Here is a 17873-nt window from a genome sequence, read left to right as displayed (position 1 = left end):
TTTAAACATTTGCATTTCATAGCGAATGAAAGCGTTAAGCTGACTGAAAGATATGAAAATGATGAACTTTCTTACTAACATCCTACCATGTGAGCAGACTTTCGACAATCATTTTTTATCTTAACATTAAAATTATTTTCAAGTTAAATGTTCGGTTTTTATCGATTAAATTATATTTTTATATTGTTTTTCACATATTACAAGAAAAATCGTGAACATTCTAAATAAGTAATTATCACGAAAGGACTGTCTTTACAATGAATATAAAGACGAACTTCGATTCTTCCTGGCAGAATGGGTTTCTAGAAAAATTAGAAAATGATGGTCCGTGGGCAAATTGGGAGCTGTACAAGCTTGCCTATGAAGTACAAAAAAATACACAAGTACCATCATTTGAAGGTTTACAAGCTCCAAAGCACTTGCCACACTTTACACCCCTACCTCATCAGTTGGAGGTAGCACAACGAGTAGTGGAAAACATGAATGGAAAAGCGATCCTTGCTGATGAAGTTGGTTTAGGGAAAACAATTGAAGCAGGTCTCATTTTAAAAGAATATATGATTCGGGGACTGGTCAAAAAAGTACTCATTCTCGTCCCGGCATCACTTGTTTCACAATGGGCCCGTGAATTAAATGAAAAATTTTTTATCCCTGCGGTAGAACAAAAGAAAAGCTATGTGTGGGAAGCATGTGATGTTGTTGTTTCGTCTATTGATACAGCTAAAAGAAGCCCACACCGAGACATTGTCTATAACCAGAACTATGATTTAGTCATTATTGATGAGGCACACAAGCTAAAAAATAATAAAACAAAAAACTATGAATTTGTTCAAAATTTAAAGAAGAAATATTGTTTACTATTAACAGCAACACCTGTTCAGAATAGAGTAGAAGAAATTTTCAACTTAGTATCTTTATTAAAGCCGGGTCATCTAGGGAACGAAGCCTATTTTTCAGATGTTTTTTCTGCGAAGGAGCGTTCAATCGAAGACCATGAGCAATTACGTGAGCTCATTAATAAGGTTATGATCCGAAATCGACGCGGTGACACAGGTATTGATTGGCCAAAGCGTAATGTTGAAACAGTACCGATTGAATTTTCTGAAACGGAACAACATCTATATGACACAATCACTGCTCTAAAGTCATCTTCACAATATGCTGCAAATACCTTCTCTATCATGACCCTACAGCGGGAAGCCTTGCAGTAGCCGCGAAGCTGTCTATATGACGTTAAAAAAAATGCTTGATCGGCCCGATGAAGAGGAACCAGCCCTCGCTAATGAAGTGATCAAAGATATTATGATGGCCATTGACGGTGTTACTCAAAACTCGAAAGCATTAAAGGTAGTAGAGTTGATTAAGCAACTGGATGATAAAGTCATTATTTTCACCGAATATCGTGCAACACAATTTTATTTACAGTGGTTTCTTCAGCAGCACGGCATTACGTCTGTTCCTTTTCGTGGCGGCTTTAAAAGAGGAAAAAAAGATTGGATGAAGGAACTCTTTAAAAATCGTGTTCAGGTACTAATTGCAACAGAAGCCGGTGGTGAAGGAATCAACCTTCAATTTTGTCATAATATTATCAATTATGATTTACCATGGAACCCAATGCGATTAGAACAACGAATTGGCCGTATTCACCGTTTAGGACAAGAACAAGACGTTAACATATACAATATGGCAACCAAAAACACGGTTGAAGAACATATATTAACTCTTTTATATGACAAAATACATTTATTTGAAAAAGTCATTGGTGACCTTGATGAAATTCTCACTCGATTAGAAATAAAAAACTTTGAAGAACATATACAAGACATTATGTATCATTCAAAAAATGACAGAGAAATGAAAATTAAAATGGAGAATTTAACATCTATTCTTGATTATGCACAAGCTTCACAAGAACAACGTAAAGCAGCAAGCGGAGATAAGTAGAAAGGCGGCTAAAGTATGCAGCAAGAGCAAATTCATCACTTTTTAGAAAGTTTTTTCACATCCAACTCCTGTGAAGTTCTTGAAAACAAAGAAGGATATATAACCGTACAACTTACAATTGAAATGGATAAGCTGTTAATGAACAGACCTTTTTACTGGCATTACCTTGAAAAAACAAACGGGGTCCCAAACCCAATGAAGCTTACGCTCATCACAGACCAGAATCGTGCACCAAAAGACCTGAAAGGTGAGGTTATGCATTTTGGAGCCCCTCGCCTTCACCAAATTTTTCAATCAACAAAAGAGTTAGGAAGCTATATCAGACTTTTTGAGTACGTCAAACCACATGGAGGAAATGTTCCCCTCCACCCCTGGATCGGAGTCAATATTATGGTTTCCTATCAATGTGATATGAAGAAAGATCAACTCTATTCCATCGGGTTACACTTAGTAAGTGGAGTGCTAGTCGAAAACTTCCAAGAAAAACTAGAAAATTTGGACTTAACACCAAAAATTCCAGACCTTTGCTTTACCATGACACCACTCATAAAGCCGCAAAGCGGGTTAAAACGGATTGAACAATTCATTTTACAAGATATTCACAATCATGATCATACCTGGGCAGACAAAGCACGGGAAAGATGGAACAAAGATTTAGAACTATTAAATCATTTTTACGAAGATCTTGAAGAAAAACCCGAATGCTACGAAGTTGAAAAACAAGCATTACAAGAATTGTATGAACCACAAATTCATATTTCCATTCAAAATGGCGGCATCTTTTATTTGACTCCCGGAGGAATTTTAAACTCCTAAGTAATGATACAAGTTACTTAGGAGAAACCCAAATGATGAAAAAAGAATTTTCGTTCGACAAAATTAATTTTTATCATTTCTTAACTTTATTAATTTTTTGTAAATCCCACCTAGGAAAAACCTATAAAAACTATCCTTCACTCTTACATTTGTAAATTCATTGTAAAAATTACAGATAAATGAAAAAAATTTATTTCGTCGACAAAGTTCTGCAGACAATGATAACAGTTCTTTTTTATAATAGACATTGTCAATAGTTAAATAGTTATACATAAATGAAGGACCTTAGAAATATACTATTAACAATTGATGCCAACTTAATCAGTACAAAGGCAAACCTATTGAAAAGTAGGGACGCAAAGTCACGGGTCTTCAGGTTGACAACTAAGACGGCTGGGCTGCCTGAAATACAGATTAGTATTTTAGGAGGAAAAGAATAATGAGAATAATTGAAGGAATCACACACGATGGGCAGCTAGATCAAGAATGGGTTGAGCTCATACTAGAAGCACTTGAACTAGGAATCAGTGTAGAGGAGATAAAAGAGTTCTTATCCAAAAAGTCAAATGCCGTTTTAAAATCATCATAATAGTATTAAGTGATTGTAAATTTTTTTGTTTTTGTGTTCTGCATATAAAACAAACCCTTCTTTATATGTTATAATGGCTTCATTAAGGAAGGTGACTTGACGTGATTGGTCCGAGAATAAAAAAATATCGCACACAAAAAAATCTATCACTGTCTGAACTAGCAGAACGAGCAGGAGTCGCAAAATCCTACCTAAGTTCGATTGAGCGAAATCTCCAGTCAAATCCTTCTGTGCAATTTTTAGAAAAGGTCTCATCTGTTCTTGGTGTATCAGTAAACACTCTTCTAAATGAACAAAACGCAACCGATCCAGAAGAGCTCGATTTAGAATGGACAAAACTGGTACAGGATGCAATGAAATCAGGTGTATCAAAGGAACAGTTTAAAGAGTTTTTGGAATTTAATAAGTGGAGATTACAGAATGAAAATGATAAATAAAGCATGATCGGCAGCTTTGATGGCTGCTGGTTGTGCTTTTTGTTTTGTGTATAATTTCACAGTTTATCCTATCATCTTTATTTCGCGGAAATATAACATAGTTACAGTGGATTTCTAAGAGATCAAATGGCGCGAATAATAATTTCCTGTTATCCATTTTCAAATTATCTTTAAACTTTGTAAGAGATCGTTGATTTGGGGCTTAATATGGAATCGTTTAGCTTTTGATAGTTATTGAATTGGGATATTTTATTTCCATTACTAGCAACAATTGCTTTCATATTGGTTAAGTCGTGACTACATGTTGGACATAACCAATCCCCAACTCGGCAACTGCTATAAGAGAAATGATAACAGCGATTACAAAGTTTTTTGTACATTGGTAACTCTCCTATCTAATTCGAATATATATTCGTTATAACGAACAATTGATTTTAAAAGCCACTCTACATACACTCTTCTTAGATAATGTTATTAAACGAAGTAATTATCCAATAAGCATGTAAGAACATCAAAAAAGTATAAATAGAAGCTCCTATAAATGAGATTGTTTTTATTCCAACATTATCAGGGATTTTTTGATAGTAGCAAAGTGTAACAAGCAGAATTGATAAAAAAGTTTTAATTATTATAAAAAAACTGGTTCTGCTTCATAAATTATTCTCATTAATACATTGGCTTCCTCAATAAGATTTAGTTTGAGACCGATGTACGTGAGAATACCGTCTACAAAATTAAGCCCTGATAAATAATAGCAAATTCTTATCACAAAGTTATCTCCTTTGTCTTTATATAAAGAACATTACATATTATCTTCTTCTCTCTATTACTCAAAAAGTCTATTCCCTTTTCTAATTTAAAACGATTATCTCGGTGTTCAAAAATTGAAAGGCAAAAAATATAATTGCATGACTACTTCCTAAACCAGCACTCATATATTTATTCGTAATTTTATATTGCCATAGATCTTTCTGAGGAAACAATTCACTGCGTTCATATAAACTTTAGGGAGGAATAGTGCACCGAAATATTTACTAATATACTAAAAAACAGCTATTTCTGTGTTCTAATAAAAATACTATTTTGTGGTAATGGATTTTTTACTAATTGACTATTTTTATCAAAAACTGGTGATACATAATCACCCTGGGTATAATTACCCAATCCATTATACTTAAATGCTACCGATGTATCCCTAAAAGAATATTGAGTGTAATGCACTGTCAATAATCCTTTTTCTTTTATTAACCCATTTAGTTCAATAACCTGCTTTTCAAACTTTTCAAATGGATAAATCTTTTTAATAGAACTGATGCCTTTTGCTGCAATGTAATGTGGCTTTCTCTGCAAAACTGCCATACAAAAAACAGCATCAAATGGTCCATGTTTTTGAATTTCACTATAACTGGAATGTACAAACGTAATCTTATCATCTACTGGAAGCTTTCTACATATTGCAATACTACGCTTGTTAATATCTGCTCCTACAATGTGAGCATTTGGAAAATAACTACGTAGAGTTAAAACTTCTTCACCGGTTGAGCATCCAAAAGAAAGTATCTTTAAGTCTTTTTGGTTGCCAAAATAGTCTCTACATGCTGAAAAAATTTTAGGATATCGATCCATACACGTTAGAGGTGTTGTTTGATGCACATTTTTAGAATCTAATACCTGCAATAGAAGAATGGAACGAAATTCGGTATCGCCAAAAAATCTTTTTATGTTTTTGGCTGCATTCCAACCAAAAGACAGGGTTGTTATACAAAACTTTATAATTGGATTCTTAGATGACTTATATTCTTTTACTACATGCTTTGCAGCTCCAATCATTTGTAAAACCACCTTTCGTATTATCTTACTCATTACCCTGGATTTAGCCCTTTCAATTGAATAATAATTAGTCCTAAAAAACTATTTTAATATTATAATTCATGATTTTAGAGTTTATTAAGATCTTGTGAATCTATCCGATTACTTCTAGTTGTTTTCCTAACAACTTTCCAAAAACATTTTCCTTATCCTTTGCAAGTTCATGAAAATCACCTTTTTGAAGAATTCTACCTTCCTCCAACACTATTACTTGGTCAGCATTACGAATCGTTGATAATCGATGTGCAATAACAATAATTGTCATTTTTCCTTTTAGGCGTTCAATTGCTTCTTGAACTTTCGCTTCATTTTCGGTATCCAAAGCGCTTGTCGCTTCATCTAAAATTAGAACAGATGGTTGACGTAATATCGCACGTGCTAATACAATTCTTTGACGTTCTCCACCAGAAAGCCTTATCCCTCTGTCTCCAATCAAGGTATCAAGTCCGTTTGGTAACTTTTTCACAAAATCTACTGCTGCAAATTCTAGTGCTCCCCATAATTCATCTTCACTTGCATTCTCTTTGACTATAAGTAAATTGTCTCTAATGCTTCCATTAAAAAGATAAGGATCTTGTGGAACATATCCAATAGATTTTCTAAATGTTAGTAAGTTATTTTTTGTAAGTGGTAACCCATCAACCAAGACCTCACCTTTTTCGGGTTTAATAAGTCCCATAATCAAATCTATTAAAGTACTCTTTCCTGAGCCCGAATGACCGACAATTGCTGTCATACGGTTAGCAGGAATTTCCATTGTTATATTATCTAGGGTATATCCTAAAGATTCATGTTGATAACGAAAAGTTACATGTTGACACTCGATACCAGCATTTATTACTTTGGGATTTATACTTTCATTATGTACTGTTTTAATTTCCTGCGAACTCTTAGAGTCATTTAACCAGTCATACAATAACCTAAATGACGGCAACAATGTACTAATGCTCTGGAGACTTGATTGTATACTAGAGATTTTAGGCCATAACCTTGAAAAAATGATTAATATAAGCGTAAAATCAGTTGGAGTTGCTTTAAACAGCACTATTGAGAAATAAAGAAAGATAGCAATTAAACACCCAGAGACGACTTTATAGATAACCTGCGTAAGAGTATTTAAACTAGTATATTCAATACCAATTTTTTCAATTCTCAAACATAAATCTCGAAACCACTTACTATGAGTGTTTTCTAAGGAATTACTTTTAATCTCTTTAATCCCATTAAAATGATTTGTGATCGTAGCATAATACTCTTCAGATATTTTGGTCGTTTCCTGTCCAATTTTATTGGACTTTTTGACAAAACCTCGTGAAAAGAATGCAAGTATTGCACCAAACCCCAATATAGTAATGGTTAATGAAGGTGAAAGCCATAACGCTATAATAATTTGTATAAAAGAAAAAATCAAAGTAGACAGAAGTTGTTGTATTACATTTATACCGCTTAAGACTCGGGTAGTTTCTAAAGTCAAAAGGTTAATAATATCTGATCTTCTTTTTTTTAGGAAAAACTCCCAATTTGAATCAAGAAGTTGTGTATAAACTTGCTCTCTAAGTTTTCTTATATATGATTGTTGGATTTTAGTAATATTAATTAGTGTTTTCCTCTGAAAAACACTGTGTAAAGTTATATAAAGAATAAATATAGTTAAACTTATAGATAAACTAAGTTGAAAAGGGAATTGTTGTAATTGATTTGTTACCCAAACAATTATTGGTGGATCATTTTGGTTTGTACTAATAAGACCAGTTAAACTAATTAGTGGGATAACCATAAATATTCCAATACTTTCCGTTAAGCTTAAGACAATGTTTGAATTAAAATTAAAATATAACTTTCTTCCAGCGGTTGAATGCATATCTTTTACAAAATATAAAATGACCCTCATAAAAACCCTCCTTAAGATACACCTCCATCTAACTTATACTCTTTCTCCCAAAAAAAGTAACTTAACTATGTACTAAGTTTAGAGAAGATAAACTAGGTTTGAGAGATAATTTTCAACTTTATTTACCTAAATCATCTGCTCAACATTTTGTTTTTGTTCATTACCTTTGCAAACGAATAAACAATTGTGAATTTTTCCATTCCTTCAGAACCAGTTAAAATAACCCTTCCACTACGAAGCCAGGCATGAGCGATCATCTTACCTTCATCGTTTCTTGCAGTTCCTAAATACAAGGTACTTTCAATACCTCTTCGTTCAAGCATTTTCATACCTGCTATAGCCTGAACGAGGCATTTACTCTCCCAAGGAGTATGTTTACTAACGCTTGATATGCATTTTGAGATTTGGATGAATAATTCAGTATTTTTATCATCTAATTCACGTGAAGTTTCAGAAATCCTTTTGCCTAAAGATGGGGCTATTTTATGGAAATCTTTTTTTTGAGGAGAAAAGCCCAAGCAAGGTAAAAGAACGTTTCAATTATTAATAACTTTTCTTTATTACTCAATCCAATAATTCTCACTACTCTTCTCACAATCTCATACCCCTTCCAAATAAATATCTCCCAATGACTAAGAGATTTGAACGAGTTCCTCTTCTAATAAAACCTCTAGGAAAGAGATTACCTGGCTTTTACATTCTTCAAATTCTACATCGTATCGTTCAACTAATACGGACACAAGTTGATTCACAGATATTTTCTCCTCTATTAGATCCCAAATCTCACCACCAACTTCCCCCAAATTAAAGTATTTTCCTTTCTCTACACTTAACATCACTTTCTCCCCCGCCATATCGCTAACGATATTTCCAGGTACCTGATTAATGTATTGTTCCATTATGATAACTTTAGCTTTCATAACTATACTCCTCTCTATTAATAGAAGTTAAGACCATTGATGTTAACTCCTCTGCTGTAAATTTAGAGTTTGGACGTCTTAGACGATATGTACCTATCTTGTTAATCATTTTTGAAGATAGATTAAAGTGCCATTCCCTCAAACCAAGCGGTTCAATAAAAAAATTCCGATATGTATGGGTGTAGAAAATATGAAACCTTTCCATATTCTCTATTAACTCAATGTTTGGTTCAGCTATTTTATTTATTGTAAGTTCAAAAATTCCTGCTAATGGCAGTGGCTCATTTAAAAATTGAGAAGGAACTGGAACCGCAAACTTTTTTTCCCGATCAAACAATGGCAGATAATCTGATGAATCCATTCCAAATTTATTTAGACTATTATCCCATAATTTTTGTTGTGGATAAGCTGGATGAACGACAGGTGAATCATTAGAAGATAACGAAACAGCAATTACATCATCACTTAATAACTGATAATCTTTTTGTAAAAACGCTCTTGCTAACGTAGATTTACCCACACCTGACTCTCCAACAAAAGCATACGCCTTTCCATTTATAGCAATTGCACTTCCATGTAATGGTAAGATTTTACGTTGTTGTAATATTGCGCCCATACAAGTTCCTAGAATATACAATCTAATTTGATCTAGATCTGTGACATCCAATGGAGAATATAATATCTCATTTCCATCTTCAATTGAGAAGATACATAGTCCATTAATTTGAAACATGATTTGGCTTTGATTGCCAAAAAACTCTTTACACTCCTTTGATCGATGCTTCCACTTATCTTTTAAATCTCTTTTTTTATTTTTATATCAACTTTATTTAAATTTCCACCTGATCTCATTAATTCAGGCAACGGGCAATCACTTTCAATATATAGACCAAAAGCTTGGTAGAAATAATCTGATGTATTCATATTGGCTCCTTTTATAAAGTAAATGTATAAACCCTTTTACATTTTTGTAAGAGGGTTTATCATCCTATCAGCTAGGATTTACAATACAATGTGGATTATGTTGTTGAGCTGGTGTATCACAAGCTTTACCCGGCTCTCCAGTGTTACCCATTCCATGAGTCATATTAATATCCAAAACTTCAAGAGAAGGATTCTTCCAAACTTTCTTAATCATATCATCACCTCCTTTCGATAAATTTAATTATTGTACTTTATAATAAAAATCAAACAGTAGTTAAGGTTCTACAGAACAAAGTGTTCCTTATAAAGAACAAATATATAATTCAATATACCTAAAAGTAAAATTACTGTCAATATACATCAAATAATTTATCACATTAAAAACAAATTATTAAGGGTTCTGTAATATATTATACTCTCAAGTCACGAGATTATTTTTAAATATATAAATAACCAAATTGCGTAATTAAAAACAAATACATTATTAACATTTGAAAAAAATCTCAAATTAGTTATTTACCACCCAAAAAGGTTGTTTTCTTTCTATTTACTCTCTATATCTACTGTTCTCTTGTTTTACTTAAACTTTATTAAGAACAAATCGTTTTGTATAATGAACTCACGAAGTTATCTTAGACGTATGAAGGGGATCGTGATGATTGGTTTACGCATAAAGGAGTTGAGAGAAAAACATGGATATTCAATTAACGAACTTGCAGAGATAGCTGGAGTTTCTAAGTCCTATTTAAGTTATTTAGAGAGAGATCTACAAAAAAATCCTTCCTTAAAGTTTTTAAGCAAAATCGCTTCAGCATTAGATATAGATGTTGAGGAGTTATTAGCTCCACCATCTACCGAAGCAGCTCAGCTAGCTACTGATGTTCTTGATCAAGAATGGAAATATTTATTACATACAGCCATAGAAGAAGGTATGAGTAAGGAGGACTTTAGAAGATTTAAGGAATTTCTAACATTTCAGAGATGGACAAAAGATAAAGAGTAAATTTATAAATTATATGAGGAGGAAACAACAAATGAATAAATTGTCTGACCAACAAGAGCATGAACCATTAGATGAAGAATGGGTAAAATTAATAACAGAAGCAAAAAACATTGGAATTTCTCCTGATGAGATACAACAGTACCTTCATCATGTTTCCTCTTCTAATGGAAAATAAATTTTATTAATAACAGCTAATTTCTTTATAATTAAGTTACAATTATTAGTCCATTCTCTGAGGTGTTTTTTTATGGTTTTAATACCATATCGTCTAAATAATATATTTAAAGGTAATTAAGATCTATTGAGGAGACGAAGTGGACAAACAATTAATGATAAGAAGTCTTATCAAAGATCCTCCTATTTTAATGCGCCACCCAAGTGTCCTCAACCATCTTTTCCTTTACTCCTTTTTTGGCTTATCATGTTTCCGAGTGGCTATTTCTTCTTCAATATGATCGCCTATTAAATAATCAACACTTGAATCTAAAGGAGAAACTATTTTTTCTAAAAATTGCAATGAAGGGTTATTCTGTAAGCCACGATCTAAGTTACTTAAATAAGATTTTGAAACACCAGCTTCTTTTGCAAGTTTTGTGATTGAATATCCTTTTTTAACCCTTAAATATCTTATTCTATCCCCTATCATGAAGATAACGCCTCCAAACAACAGCTAATTATTGCTCCAGTTATGAATTTATTCTCATTAGTACTTCTTATTATCATTATGGTAATATATTAGAATTTAAACAAAAAAATCCCTATAAAAGCATATAAGGATTTTTTCCCATCAATAACTTCCAAAAAACCTATTTTATCTGTTAACTAGTCCGACCAATTAAAGGCTGACCTGCTTCATTTACAGGAATCTGATTGCTATCACCGAAATCATTATCGAATCTATCGTAATCAGTTCCACCCATTGTTTTACTTACGTCAAGTACTTCAAGTGATGGTTTACTCCATGTTTTTTTCATAAATCTCACCTCCTTTCAAAAAATCTATTTATAAATCTATAGAAGATAATGCAGCGCATTAAAAGACTGAAATCTGACATGGTATAATTTTGTGTGCTATTTTTCTTCTGTGTTATTTCATATACTAGAATAGATAAATCATTATTTATATAAGACATAATTCTGTTATTTTTCAATAGTTCATTCACTTCTTGAACTATTGAATCCCAATTAGGCCTAATCCGATACATCCAATCAGCCGCTTGTACACCTCTTGTTGTTTGATTTAATCTTATTTCATCAGGAAGAATGCCTTTAGTAGCTCTTCTAATAAGTGCACGATCAAATCCATTCTGAACATATTGATCCTCCGGTAAAGACAGACAAAATTGAACAACTCTTATATCATTTGTTGGATCACGTTTCCATAGAGAATGTTTCAGAGATAGCTTTGAATTAAGGGTATTACCAGAATTCCAAGGTTGAATAGTGTCAAACAGTAACTTTCTTTGCTCAAACAAGTCTGATGTTTCAAACCATCCATTCACACTGATTCCGTAATTACTTAGCTTCGTATAAATCCCCGTATGCTCAGCAAACTCCTTATTAATTAGTTGAAAAGAATGAGCTTGTTTATTTTGATATCTTTTTTCTTCACAAGTGGTAATTGTTTTTTCACTAGATGGGTAAATAATTTCTTTCTATTTCCACCAACATTTTTACAATATAATTCTAATTCTCTATAAAAACGAAACAACTTAAATCTTTTTAAAAGTAATCCGTAATAATGGATGGCAGAACCCCATGAAATAGTAAAGTTCCCCCGATCTCCATTTAACAATATTCCTATATCCTTTTCTCTCGCTTTCTCAAACATCCCTTTCAACCAAAAAGAATTTTCAAGAAACTTATAGGGCATCTCCATGATATCTAATATTTCATTAATCTCAGAGAAAGAACTTTTTCCTTCAAAATCATAATAATGATCTGAAATTCCTCCGACATATTGAACAGTCTTTTTTATTAAGGGTCTTTCATCAGCTATTAAATAGGTAGGAGTATAATCAATAAAATCAGCTGGTGGGATATAACTAAATGTATGTAATATTTTATTTTTTTCTAAGTTGTTTCACTGCACAACCAACAACTGATCCAGAATCTAGCCCTCCACTCAACTGGGCACCTACATTACGAAAAGTACGTAATCTGGAATTAACTGCTTTTTGAAACACTTCTTGAAACGCTTCAACATATTCCTCATTATCCCTTAATTTTAGTTTCTTTTCAGGAATGTAGGAGCCATATTTCTTGATAGTTATTGAATCTGTCTTAACTGAAATACTATGAAACGGCGGAAGTTGAAAAATACTTCGATAAGGAGTTGTAGATGCATCGACAGTATCTGTTGTTCCACTAATCGCCAGAAACTCAGCTACCCATTCCTCATTTAGTTCCTTTTCTATAACTGGCAACGATAGTAATGGGTCAATTGTTGTACAGAAAATAAACCTAGAATAATCATGATAATAATATAAAGTTCGATATCCAGATGGGTCTCTAGCTCCAAAAAGCTTCTGTTCTTTTTCATCCCAGATCATAAAGGCATAATCACCTATTAAATACTTCGTACAATCTTCTTTCCATTTAAGATATGAAAGTATAATTAATTGACTATCAGGTAGATCTCTTTCTTCTTTCTTTACAAAAAGCCTATCACATAATTCCTCCCGATTATCAAGGATTACATCTGCTGTTATACCTATCTTTCTTTCACTATCGAAATATGGAAGGATCTCACCAATCGATTCGGGAGTGATCCATTGTACATGACAACCTAAAAAAATTGAATGATTACTCCACGTTCTGATATCATCTGCAGGAAATTTATGAAGCTTCTTCATCATCTTACTGCTATGCTCTCTATTTACTGGCTCATGATTCAAATGTAATATTCCTGCAATTGCACTCATCTTGTTCTCCTTATCTATCGAACGATTATAAAATAAAGGAAGTTCTTAATAAAGAACTAAATCGCACATTCTTTTGTTCTTCATTAAGAATTTATCACATCTTTATTTGTGATACAATCATTCTTTTGGATTATTCTCCCTGATTAACTACAACGCGATTTTTACAAAGCTTTCAATTTCATCCCAATCCATTGCAATCCGTATTGTGTCTTCCTCAATTAACTCACTTCCTGTTTGAACCTCAATGATTTCCATATGACTTGTTGCTCGCAAGGAATGTTTTGCAGCCAGAGGTATATGGATAACATTCCCAGCACGAACATGACGAATTTGGTCGTTTAGTACTAATACACCTTCTCCTTTTACAATGGTCCATACTTCACTTCGCTTGTAATGAATTTGATAACTAAGGTTTTTCCCCGCACTTACACCAATTCTTTTCGTTAGTACCTCATTTCCTTCCTCATACTTCGTATGGTCCAAAACTCGGTACCAACCCCACCTTCTTTCTTCAAACATTGGACGTTCATCCAGATCCTTCACCATTTCTTTTACCTTGGGACTCATTTCCTTATCTGCTACAAGAATTCCATCAGGGCTAGCAGCAACTATCACATTATCAACACCAATTAAAGTAACCGGTATATCTAATTCATTTATAATATGAGAATTCTCTACGTCGTCACTTTTAGAACCTCTTCCGTTTACAAAGGAGCTCATTTCTTCTGTTAGTGTATTCCAAGTCCCTAAATCCTTCCAATATCCATCATACGATAAAGTCACTATTTGACTTGCTTGTTCAACTACCTCATAGTCAAAACTATTTTTAGGAAGTAAATGGTACTGTTTTTGTAATTCCTCGTATTGAATGGGAAAACCTTTTTCCTTGAGGATATTAATGATATATCCTAATCGGAAAGCAAACACACCACAATTCCATAGAGCGTTATTTTCTATTAGACTCTTTGCAAGTTTTTCATCAGGTTTTTCTGTAAAAGAATCCACCATCATATATTGACTTTCTATTTTATTACTTGGAACAATATACCCATATTTCTCTGAAGGATAAGTTGGCTTGACACCTATTAATGCCAATTCTGCTTCTGTTTGCAGAAGAATATTCTCCATCTCTTTCACTTTTTCGAAAAATCTGTCATCCACATATGGATCCACCGGAAGCATCCCAACTACTTCATTAAGGCTACAATCTTTTTTTGAGTATAAATAAACTGCCGCTAGGGCAATTGCCGGAAAGGTATCACGTCGATCTGGTTCAATGACAATTTCTACATTTGAGTTCAATTGATTATAAATCATATCAACTTGAGACTTACTAGTTGCAATAATGGAAGATTTGTCTAGATTATTTTTCTCTAACTGGCTCCACACACGTTGAACCATCGATTCCTGCTTCCCGTTCTCATTTGTTAACACTCTCAAAAATTGCTTCGAACGTGCGTCATTAGATAAAGGCCAAAGTCTTTTGCCTGATCCACCTGAAAGTAAGACTAATTTCATTTATTTACCTCCCAAATTATTAACCAATAGATTTTGTTTGTACTAACTCCTGACTTGATAGCATTTTTTTAAATGCTCCTTTTGTTTGTGACAAAACGTCGTATGCTCCTTGTTGAATAACCTTTCCTTCATTTAGAACGACAACCTGGTCAGCATTTCGGATAGTTGAAAGGCGATGGGCGATAATAATTATGGTCATCTTCCCTTTCAGTCGATCAATCGCTTCTTTTATTTTCAATTCATTTTCACTATCAAGTGCACTTGTTGCTTCATCTAATACTAGGATCGTCGGATTCCTCAAAATAGCACGAGCCAAAACGATTCGTTGACGTTCTCCACCGGATAACTTTATACCTCTGTCACCAATTATAGTATCGAGTCCATCTGGTAGCTTGTGAATCACAGGTTCAGCGGCTGCAAACCTTAATGCTTCCCACAATTCATTTTCTGTTGCATTTTCTTTTACCATTAATAAGTTTTCACGAACACTTGCATGATAAAGAAATGGATCCTGGGAAACATAACTTATTGAATTTCTATACAAAAGTAAATTTTCATTTGACAATGGTCTCCCATCTAGATAAACATTTCCGTCATCTGGTTTTAAAAGGCCCATTATAATATCAACCAAAGTTGTTTTCCCCGCACCAGATCGACCAACAATTGCTGTAGTAGCATTGATAGGAAGCTTCATATTTATGTCTGATAAAGCGCATGTATCAGGATGATAACGGAAGGATATATTTCTACACTCTATTTCCTTTTCCACAGTTTGAGAATTATCTATTCCTTCCATATAATGTTTATTTTTCTCACTTTCAAACTCCTTCATTTCATTACTCTCATTCTGTATATTCACGACACGGTCGAACGCGGGAAACATGGAGACTATTTGCTCAATACTACTTTGAATGGCAGATAATTTTGGCCATAATCTAGAAAAAATTAATACGACAAGCACCATTTTTTCCGGAGCGATATTTAATACGGAGATAGATAGATATACAATAAAGACGATTAAAAAGCCCGCACCTACTCGATAAAACAACTTGGAGGTTGAGCTTAATTTGACCAATTCTATAATATTGTTTTGAATATTGTTAGTTAATTGACTAAACCAATTTAAATAATATGTTTCCAGGCTATTACTCTTCATATCCTTTATTCCATTAAATTGTTCCGTAACACCACCAAAATAATCATTCATTAAAGAAGATGTTTCGCCCCCAAGAGTTTTAGACTTTTTCACCAACTTCTTTAAGAAAAAACTGAGTAGAACACCGCTTAAGAGAACAATTAACGTTAATGATGGAGAAAGTAAAAATGCTAAAAATACTTGAACTGAAGTAAAAAAAATAACACTAATGAGTGAAAGGATACTATATGTTCCGGCACCAACTTTTGATATTTCAGTTGTTAGAATATAATTAAAATCTGATTTACGTTTTGATAAGAAAAATTCCCATTTTGCACCAATTAAAGATTGATAAGCATCAAGTCGCAAATACCGGATAAATGACTGTTGAATCGAACTATTAATAATTGTCTGAGTTCTTTGGAGTAATGCTTGACCAGCTATAAGAATAAAATAAATGATAAGTATTGTGGATAAATTCAATTGAAACGATACATTATCTAACCAATTAAACAATACAGATATTGGGAAAACACTATCAATCGAAAGATCAATTAATCCTATCAAGGCAAGCATCGGAACCAATAAATAGATGCCTATTCCCTCTAAACTGCTAATTAAAATTGTTAGGAACATACTGAGATATAGCTTAAATCCTGTGAATTCCTGAAGCTTTTTTAGGAAGAAAAGAATATTGTTCATATACACCACCCAAATAACTATTTGATTTTATGAAGTTCTTCTCAATAACCATAATATTGGTCTTAAAGGCAGATATAAAAAATGCAATTGCTTTGGTAAAGGCAGGTACTGTGCATCCCATGAATTGGCCCTAAATTTCCTAGATACATAAAAAACTTTTTGTGAGAAGGGTTTTATATCAAACAAATAACGTTTTCCTTGTTCTTCCCATTTTTTTGTTTGCGGATGATCTATGTTTATTTCATTGTAGATAAAACCGAACGCTTCTTTTGCTAACCGTGTTTCTCGATTACTAAAAGAATTATTAGGTGAAAAGTCATACTGAAACAATAATGATGACAAGTAGGACGCTTGTTGATATAAGTGTAACGCATGGTGTTTTCGAATTAACTCACTTGAAACATTGACTTTCTTTTTTAACTCGATAATGTCAGTAAGCCAACGCAAACGAAACCAGCCATGCCTTGCACCATGAGTGATTAAATAGTAGAAAAGACTTTCATTCCCAAGACATTGAATAGGGGTTTCTGTTACTGCATTTATCTCCTGTCTTGAATCCCACAGTTGATCAAAACTTGGCTCACTACTAGGACCTGGATGAAGACGCCAATGAACTTCAATTTCTGTCTTTGTCACAATATTAAAGAATTCGATATGATGATTACGAACTTGCCAATCTTTTAATTTACGAGGAGGTTCATAAGCAATTTCATAACCTAGTGAATGAAGGATCTTTGTAACATTCGGTAATTCATCAAACTCAATTAAAATATCCAAATCACTAGATGTTCTTGAGGAAAGATCGCCGTATATTTGATAAGACAATATAGGACCTTTAAGAATGAGCATTCGAATTTGACTATCACTTAATGCTTTATTAATTCTCTCCATCTCCCCAGCTAGTTTCAACATATTCATCGTATTACTAACATAGACGTGATGAAGTTGTTTTTTTACATATTCAGGAACAAAATCATAATCTTCTTCGGTAATTGTTTTAAAAATAGCTGGGTGAACTCGGTGGTGATACACGGATTTCAAAAACAAGTCCCAATTTATTATATTTATCTCCTCCTTGTATAAAGGAAGAAATGTTTCGTCGCGTTCTGAGTGTAGGAAATATAGCATTAATTGAAATTCCTTACTCGTAACCGTCAAGTCTACTGTTGATACCATCAATTTCACCTCACTTCAATGAAATT

At 33.1% G+C, this 17873-nt stretch carries 21 protein-coding genes, 2 pseudogenes and 1 riboswitch; of the genes and pseudogenes, 6 read left to right on the top strand and 17 right to left on the bottom strand.

The features are described from left to right. Positions 1-257: 257 nt before the first annotated feature. The 4 genes and pseudogenes from AC0L8O_RS05995 to AC0L8O_RS05980 all read left to right on the top strand — a co-directional run bounded on the left by AC0L8O_RS05995 (position 258) and on the right by AC0L8O_RS05980 (position 3786). Positions 258-1944 (top strand): annotated as a pseudogene (locus tag AC0L8O_RS05995) (DEAD/DEAH box helicase). A gap of 15 nt (positions 1945-1959) precedes the next feature. Next, complete coding sequence (locus tag AC0L8O_RS05990) at positions 1960-2760, top strand: YqhG family protein (protein ID WP_473446965.1); 801 nt, start codon at positions 1960-1962, stop codon at positions 2758-2760. A gap of 321 nt (positions 2761-3081) precedes the next feature. Beyond that, positions 3082-3166: riboswitch (cyclic di-GMP riboswitch) on the top strand. Between the two features lie 33 nt (positions 3167-3199). Continuing rightward, positions 3200-3349: an anti-repressor SinI family protein gene (locus tag AC0L8O_RS05985; RefSeq protein WP_473446964.1), complete on the top strand. Its 150-nt coding sequence runs from the start codon at positions 3200-3202 to the stop codon at positions 3347-3349. A 101-nt stretch (positions 3350-3450) separates the two neighbouring features. Continuing rightward, on the top strand, positions 3451-3786 hold the full coding sequence (locus AC0L8O_RS05980) for a helix-turn-helix domain-containing protein (RefSeq protein ID WP_473446963.1): 336 nt from the start codon (positions 3451-3453) through the stop codon (positions 3784-3786). A 170-nt stretch (positions 3787-3956) separates the two neighbouring features. Here the strand turns inward: AC0L8O_RS05980 and AC0L8O_RS05975 are convergent, their stop codons facing one another. The 9 genes and pseudogenes from AC0L8O_RS05975 to AC0L8O_RS05935 form a co-directional block, all read right to left on the bottom strand. Beyond that, positions 3957-4166 (bottom strand): hypothetical protein, encoded by a 210-nt coding sequence (locus AC0L8O_RS05975; protein WP_473446962.1) that lies wholly within the window; start codon positions 4164-4166, stop codon positions 3957-3959. A gap of 248 nt (positions 4167-4414) precedes the next feature. After that, a complete protein-coding gene (locus tag AC0L8O_RS05970) occupies positions 4415-4555 on the bottom strand; it encodes a DUF5658 family protein (RefSeq protein WP_473446961.1) in 141 nt (46 codons plus the stop codon). A gap of 284 nt (positions 4556-4839) precedes the next feature. Further along, a complete protein-coding gene (locus tag AC0L8O_RS05965) occupies positions 4840-5616 on the bottom strand; it encodes a class I SAM-dependent methyltransferase (protein WP_473446960.1) in 777 nt (258 codons plus the stop codon). A gap of 133 nt (positions 5617-5749) precedes the next feature. Then, positions 5750-7546: an ABC transporter ATP-binding protein gene (locus tag AC0L8O_RS05960; RefSeq protein WP_473446959.1), complete on the bottom strand. Its 1797-nt coding sequence runs from the start codon at positions 7544-7546 to the stop codon at positions 5750-5752. A gap of 131 nt (positions 7547-7677) precedes the next feature. Continuing rightward, positions 7678-8144, bottom strand: a pseudogene (locus AC0L8O_RS05955) (lasso peptide biosynthesis B2 protein). Positions 8145-8178: 34 nt separating this feature from the next. Continuing rightward, positions 8179-8466, bottom strand: a complete 288-nt coding sequence (locus AC0L8O_RS05950; RefSeq protein ID WP_473446958.1) for a lasso peptide biosynthesis PqqD family chaperone — start codon at positions 8464-8466, stop codon at positions 8179-8181. Next, positions 8456-9199 (bottom strand): aldolase, encoded by a 744-nt coding sequence (locus AC0L8O_RS05945; RefSeq protein WP_473446957.1) that lies wholly within the window; start codon positions 9197-9199, stop codon positions 8456-8458. Before AC0L8O_RS05945 ends, AC0L8O_RS05950 begins: the two co-directional genes overlap by 11 nt. A gap of 62 nt (positions 9200-9261) precedes the next feature. Then, positions 9262-9390 (bottom strand): hypothetical protein, encoded by a 129-nt coding sequence (locus AC0L8O_RS05940; RefSeq protein ID WP_473446956.1) that lies wholly within the window; start codon positions 9388-9390, stop codon positions 9262-9264. A gap of 67 nt (positions 9391-9457) precedes the next feature. After that, a complete protein-coding gene (locus AC0L8O_RS05935) occupies positions 9458-9604 on the bottom strand; it encodes a paeninodin family lasso peptide (protein ID WP_473446955.1) in 147 nt (48 codons plus the stop codon). Between the two features lie 441 nt (positions 9605-10045). Between AC0L8O_RS05935 and AC0L8O_RS05930 the strand changes: the two genes are divergently transcribed. Then, complete coding sequence (locus AC0L8O_RS05930) at positions 10046-10393, top strand: helix-turn-helix domain-containing protein (RefSeq protein WP_473446953.1); 348 nt, start codon at positions 10046-10048, stop codon at positions 10391-10393. A 31-nt stretch (positions 10394-10424) separates the two neighbouring features. Continuing rightward, positions 10425-10568 carry an anti-repressor SinI family protein gene (locus tag AC0L8O_RS05925; protein WP_473446952.1) on the top strand — a complete coding sequence of 48 codons (144 nt, stop codon included), beginning with the start codon at positions 10425-10427 and terminating at the stop codon, positions 10566-10568. A gap of 225 nt (positions 10569-10793) precedes the next feature. Here the strand turns inward: AC0L8O_RS05925 and AC0L8O_RS05920 are convergent, their stop codons facing one another. From AC0L8O_RS05920 to AC0L8O_RS05885, 8 genes are all read right to left on the bottom strand, one after another. Further along, positions 10794-11039, bottom strand: coding sequence for a helix-turn-helix domain-containing protein (locus AC0L8O_RS05920; RefSeq protein WP_473446951.1), 246 nt, complete (start codon positions 11037-11039; stop codon positions 10794-10796). 172 nt (positions 11040-11211) lie between these two features. Then, positions 11212-11367, bottom strand: coding sequence for a paeninodin family lasso peptide (locus AC0L8O_RS05915; RefSeq protein ID WP_473446950.1), 156 nt, complete (start codon positions 11365-11367; stop codon positions 11212-11214). 5 nt (positions 11368-11372) lie between these two features. After that, positions 11373-11894 (bottom strand): asparagine synthase-related protein, encoded by a 522-nt coding sequence (locus tag AC0L8O_RS05910; protein WP_473446949.1) that lies wholly within the window; start codon positions 11892-11894, stop codon positions 11373-11375. 62 nt (positions 11895-11956) lie between these two features. After that, positions 11957-12223 carry a hypothetical protein gene (locus AC0L8O_RS05905; RefSeq protein WP_473446948.1) on the bottom strand — a complete coding sequence of 89 codons (267 nt, stop codon included), beginning with the start codon at positions 12221-12223 and terminating at the stop codon, positions 11957-11959. 232 nt (positions 12224-12455) lie between these two features. After that, complete coding sequence (locus AC0L8O_RS05900; protein ID WP_473446947.1) at positions 12456-13316, bottom strand: asparagine synthase-related protein; 861 nt, start codon at positions 13314-13316, stop codon at positions 12456-12458. 147 nt (positions 13317-13463) lie between these two features. After that, complete coding sequence (locus AC0L8O_RS05895; protein ID WP_473446946.1) at positions 13464-14834, bottom strand: sugar phosphate nucleotidyltransferase; 1371 nt, start codon at positions 14832-14834, stop codon at positions 13464-13466. A 19-nt stretch (positions 14835-14853) separates the two neighbouring features. Next, positions 14854-16671 (bottom strand): ABC transporter ATP-binding protein, encoded by a 1818-nt coding sequence (locus tag AC0L8O_RS05890; RefSeq protein ID WP_473446945.1) that lies wholly within the window; start codon positions 16669-16671, stop codon positions 14854-14856. Positions 16672-16698: 27 nt separating this feature from the next. Continuing rightward, complete coding sequence (locus AC0L8O_RS05885) at positions 16699-17847, bottom strand: nucleotidyltransferase domain-containing protein (RefSeq protein WP_473446944.1); 1149 nt, start codon at positions 17845-17847, stop codon at positions 16699-16701. Positions 17848-17873 lie beyond the last annotated feature (26 nt).

The sequence above is a fragment of the Metabacillus sp. KJ11-3 genome (assembly GCF_055808295.1).
This window is presented reverse-complemented; position numbering and strand designations above follow the sequence as displayed.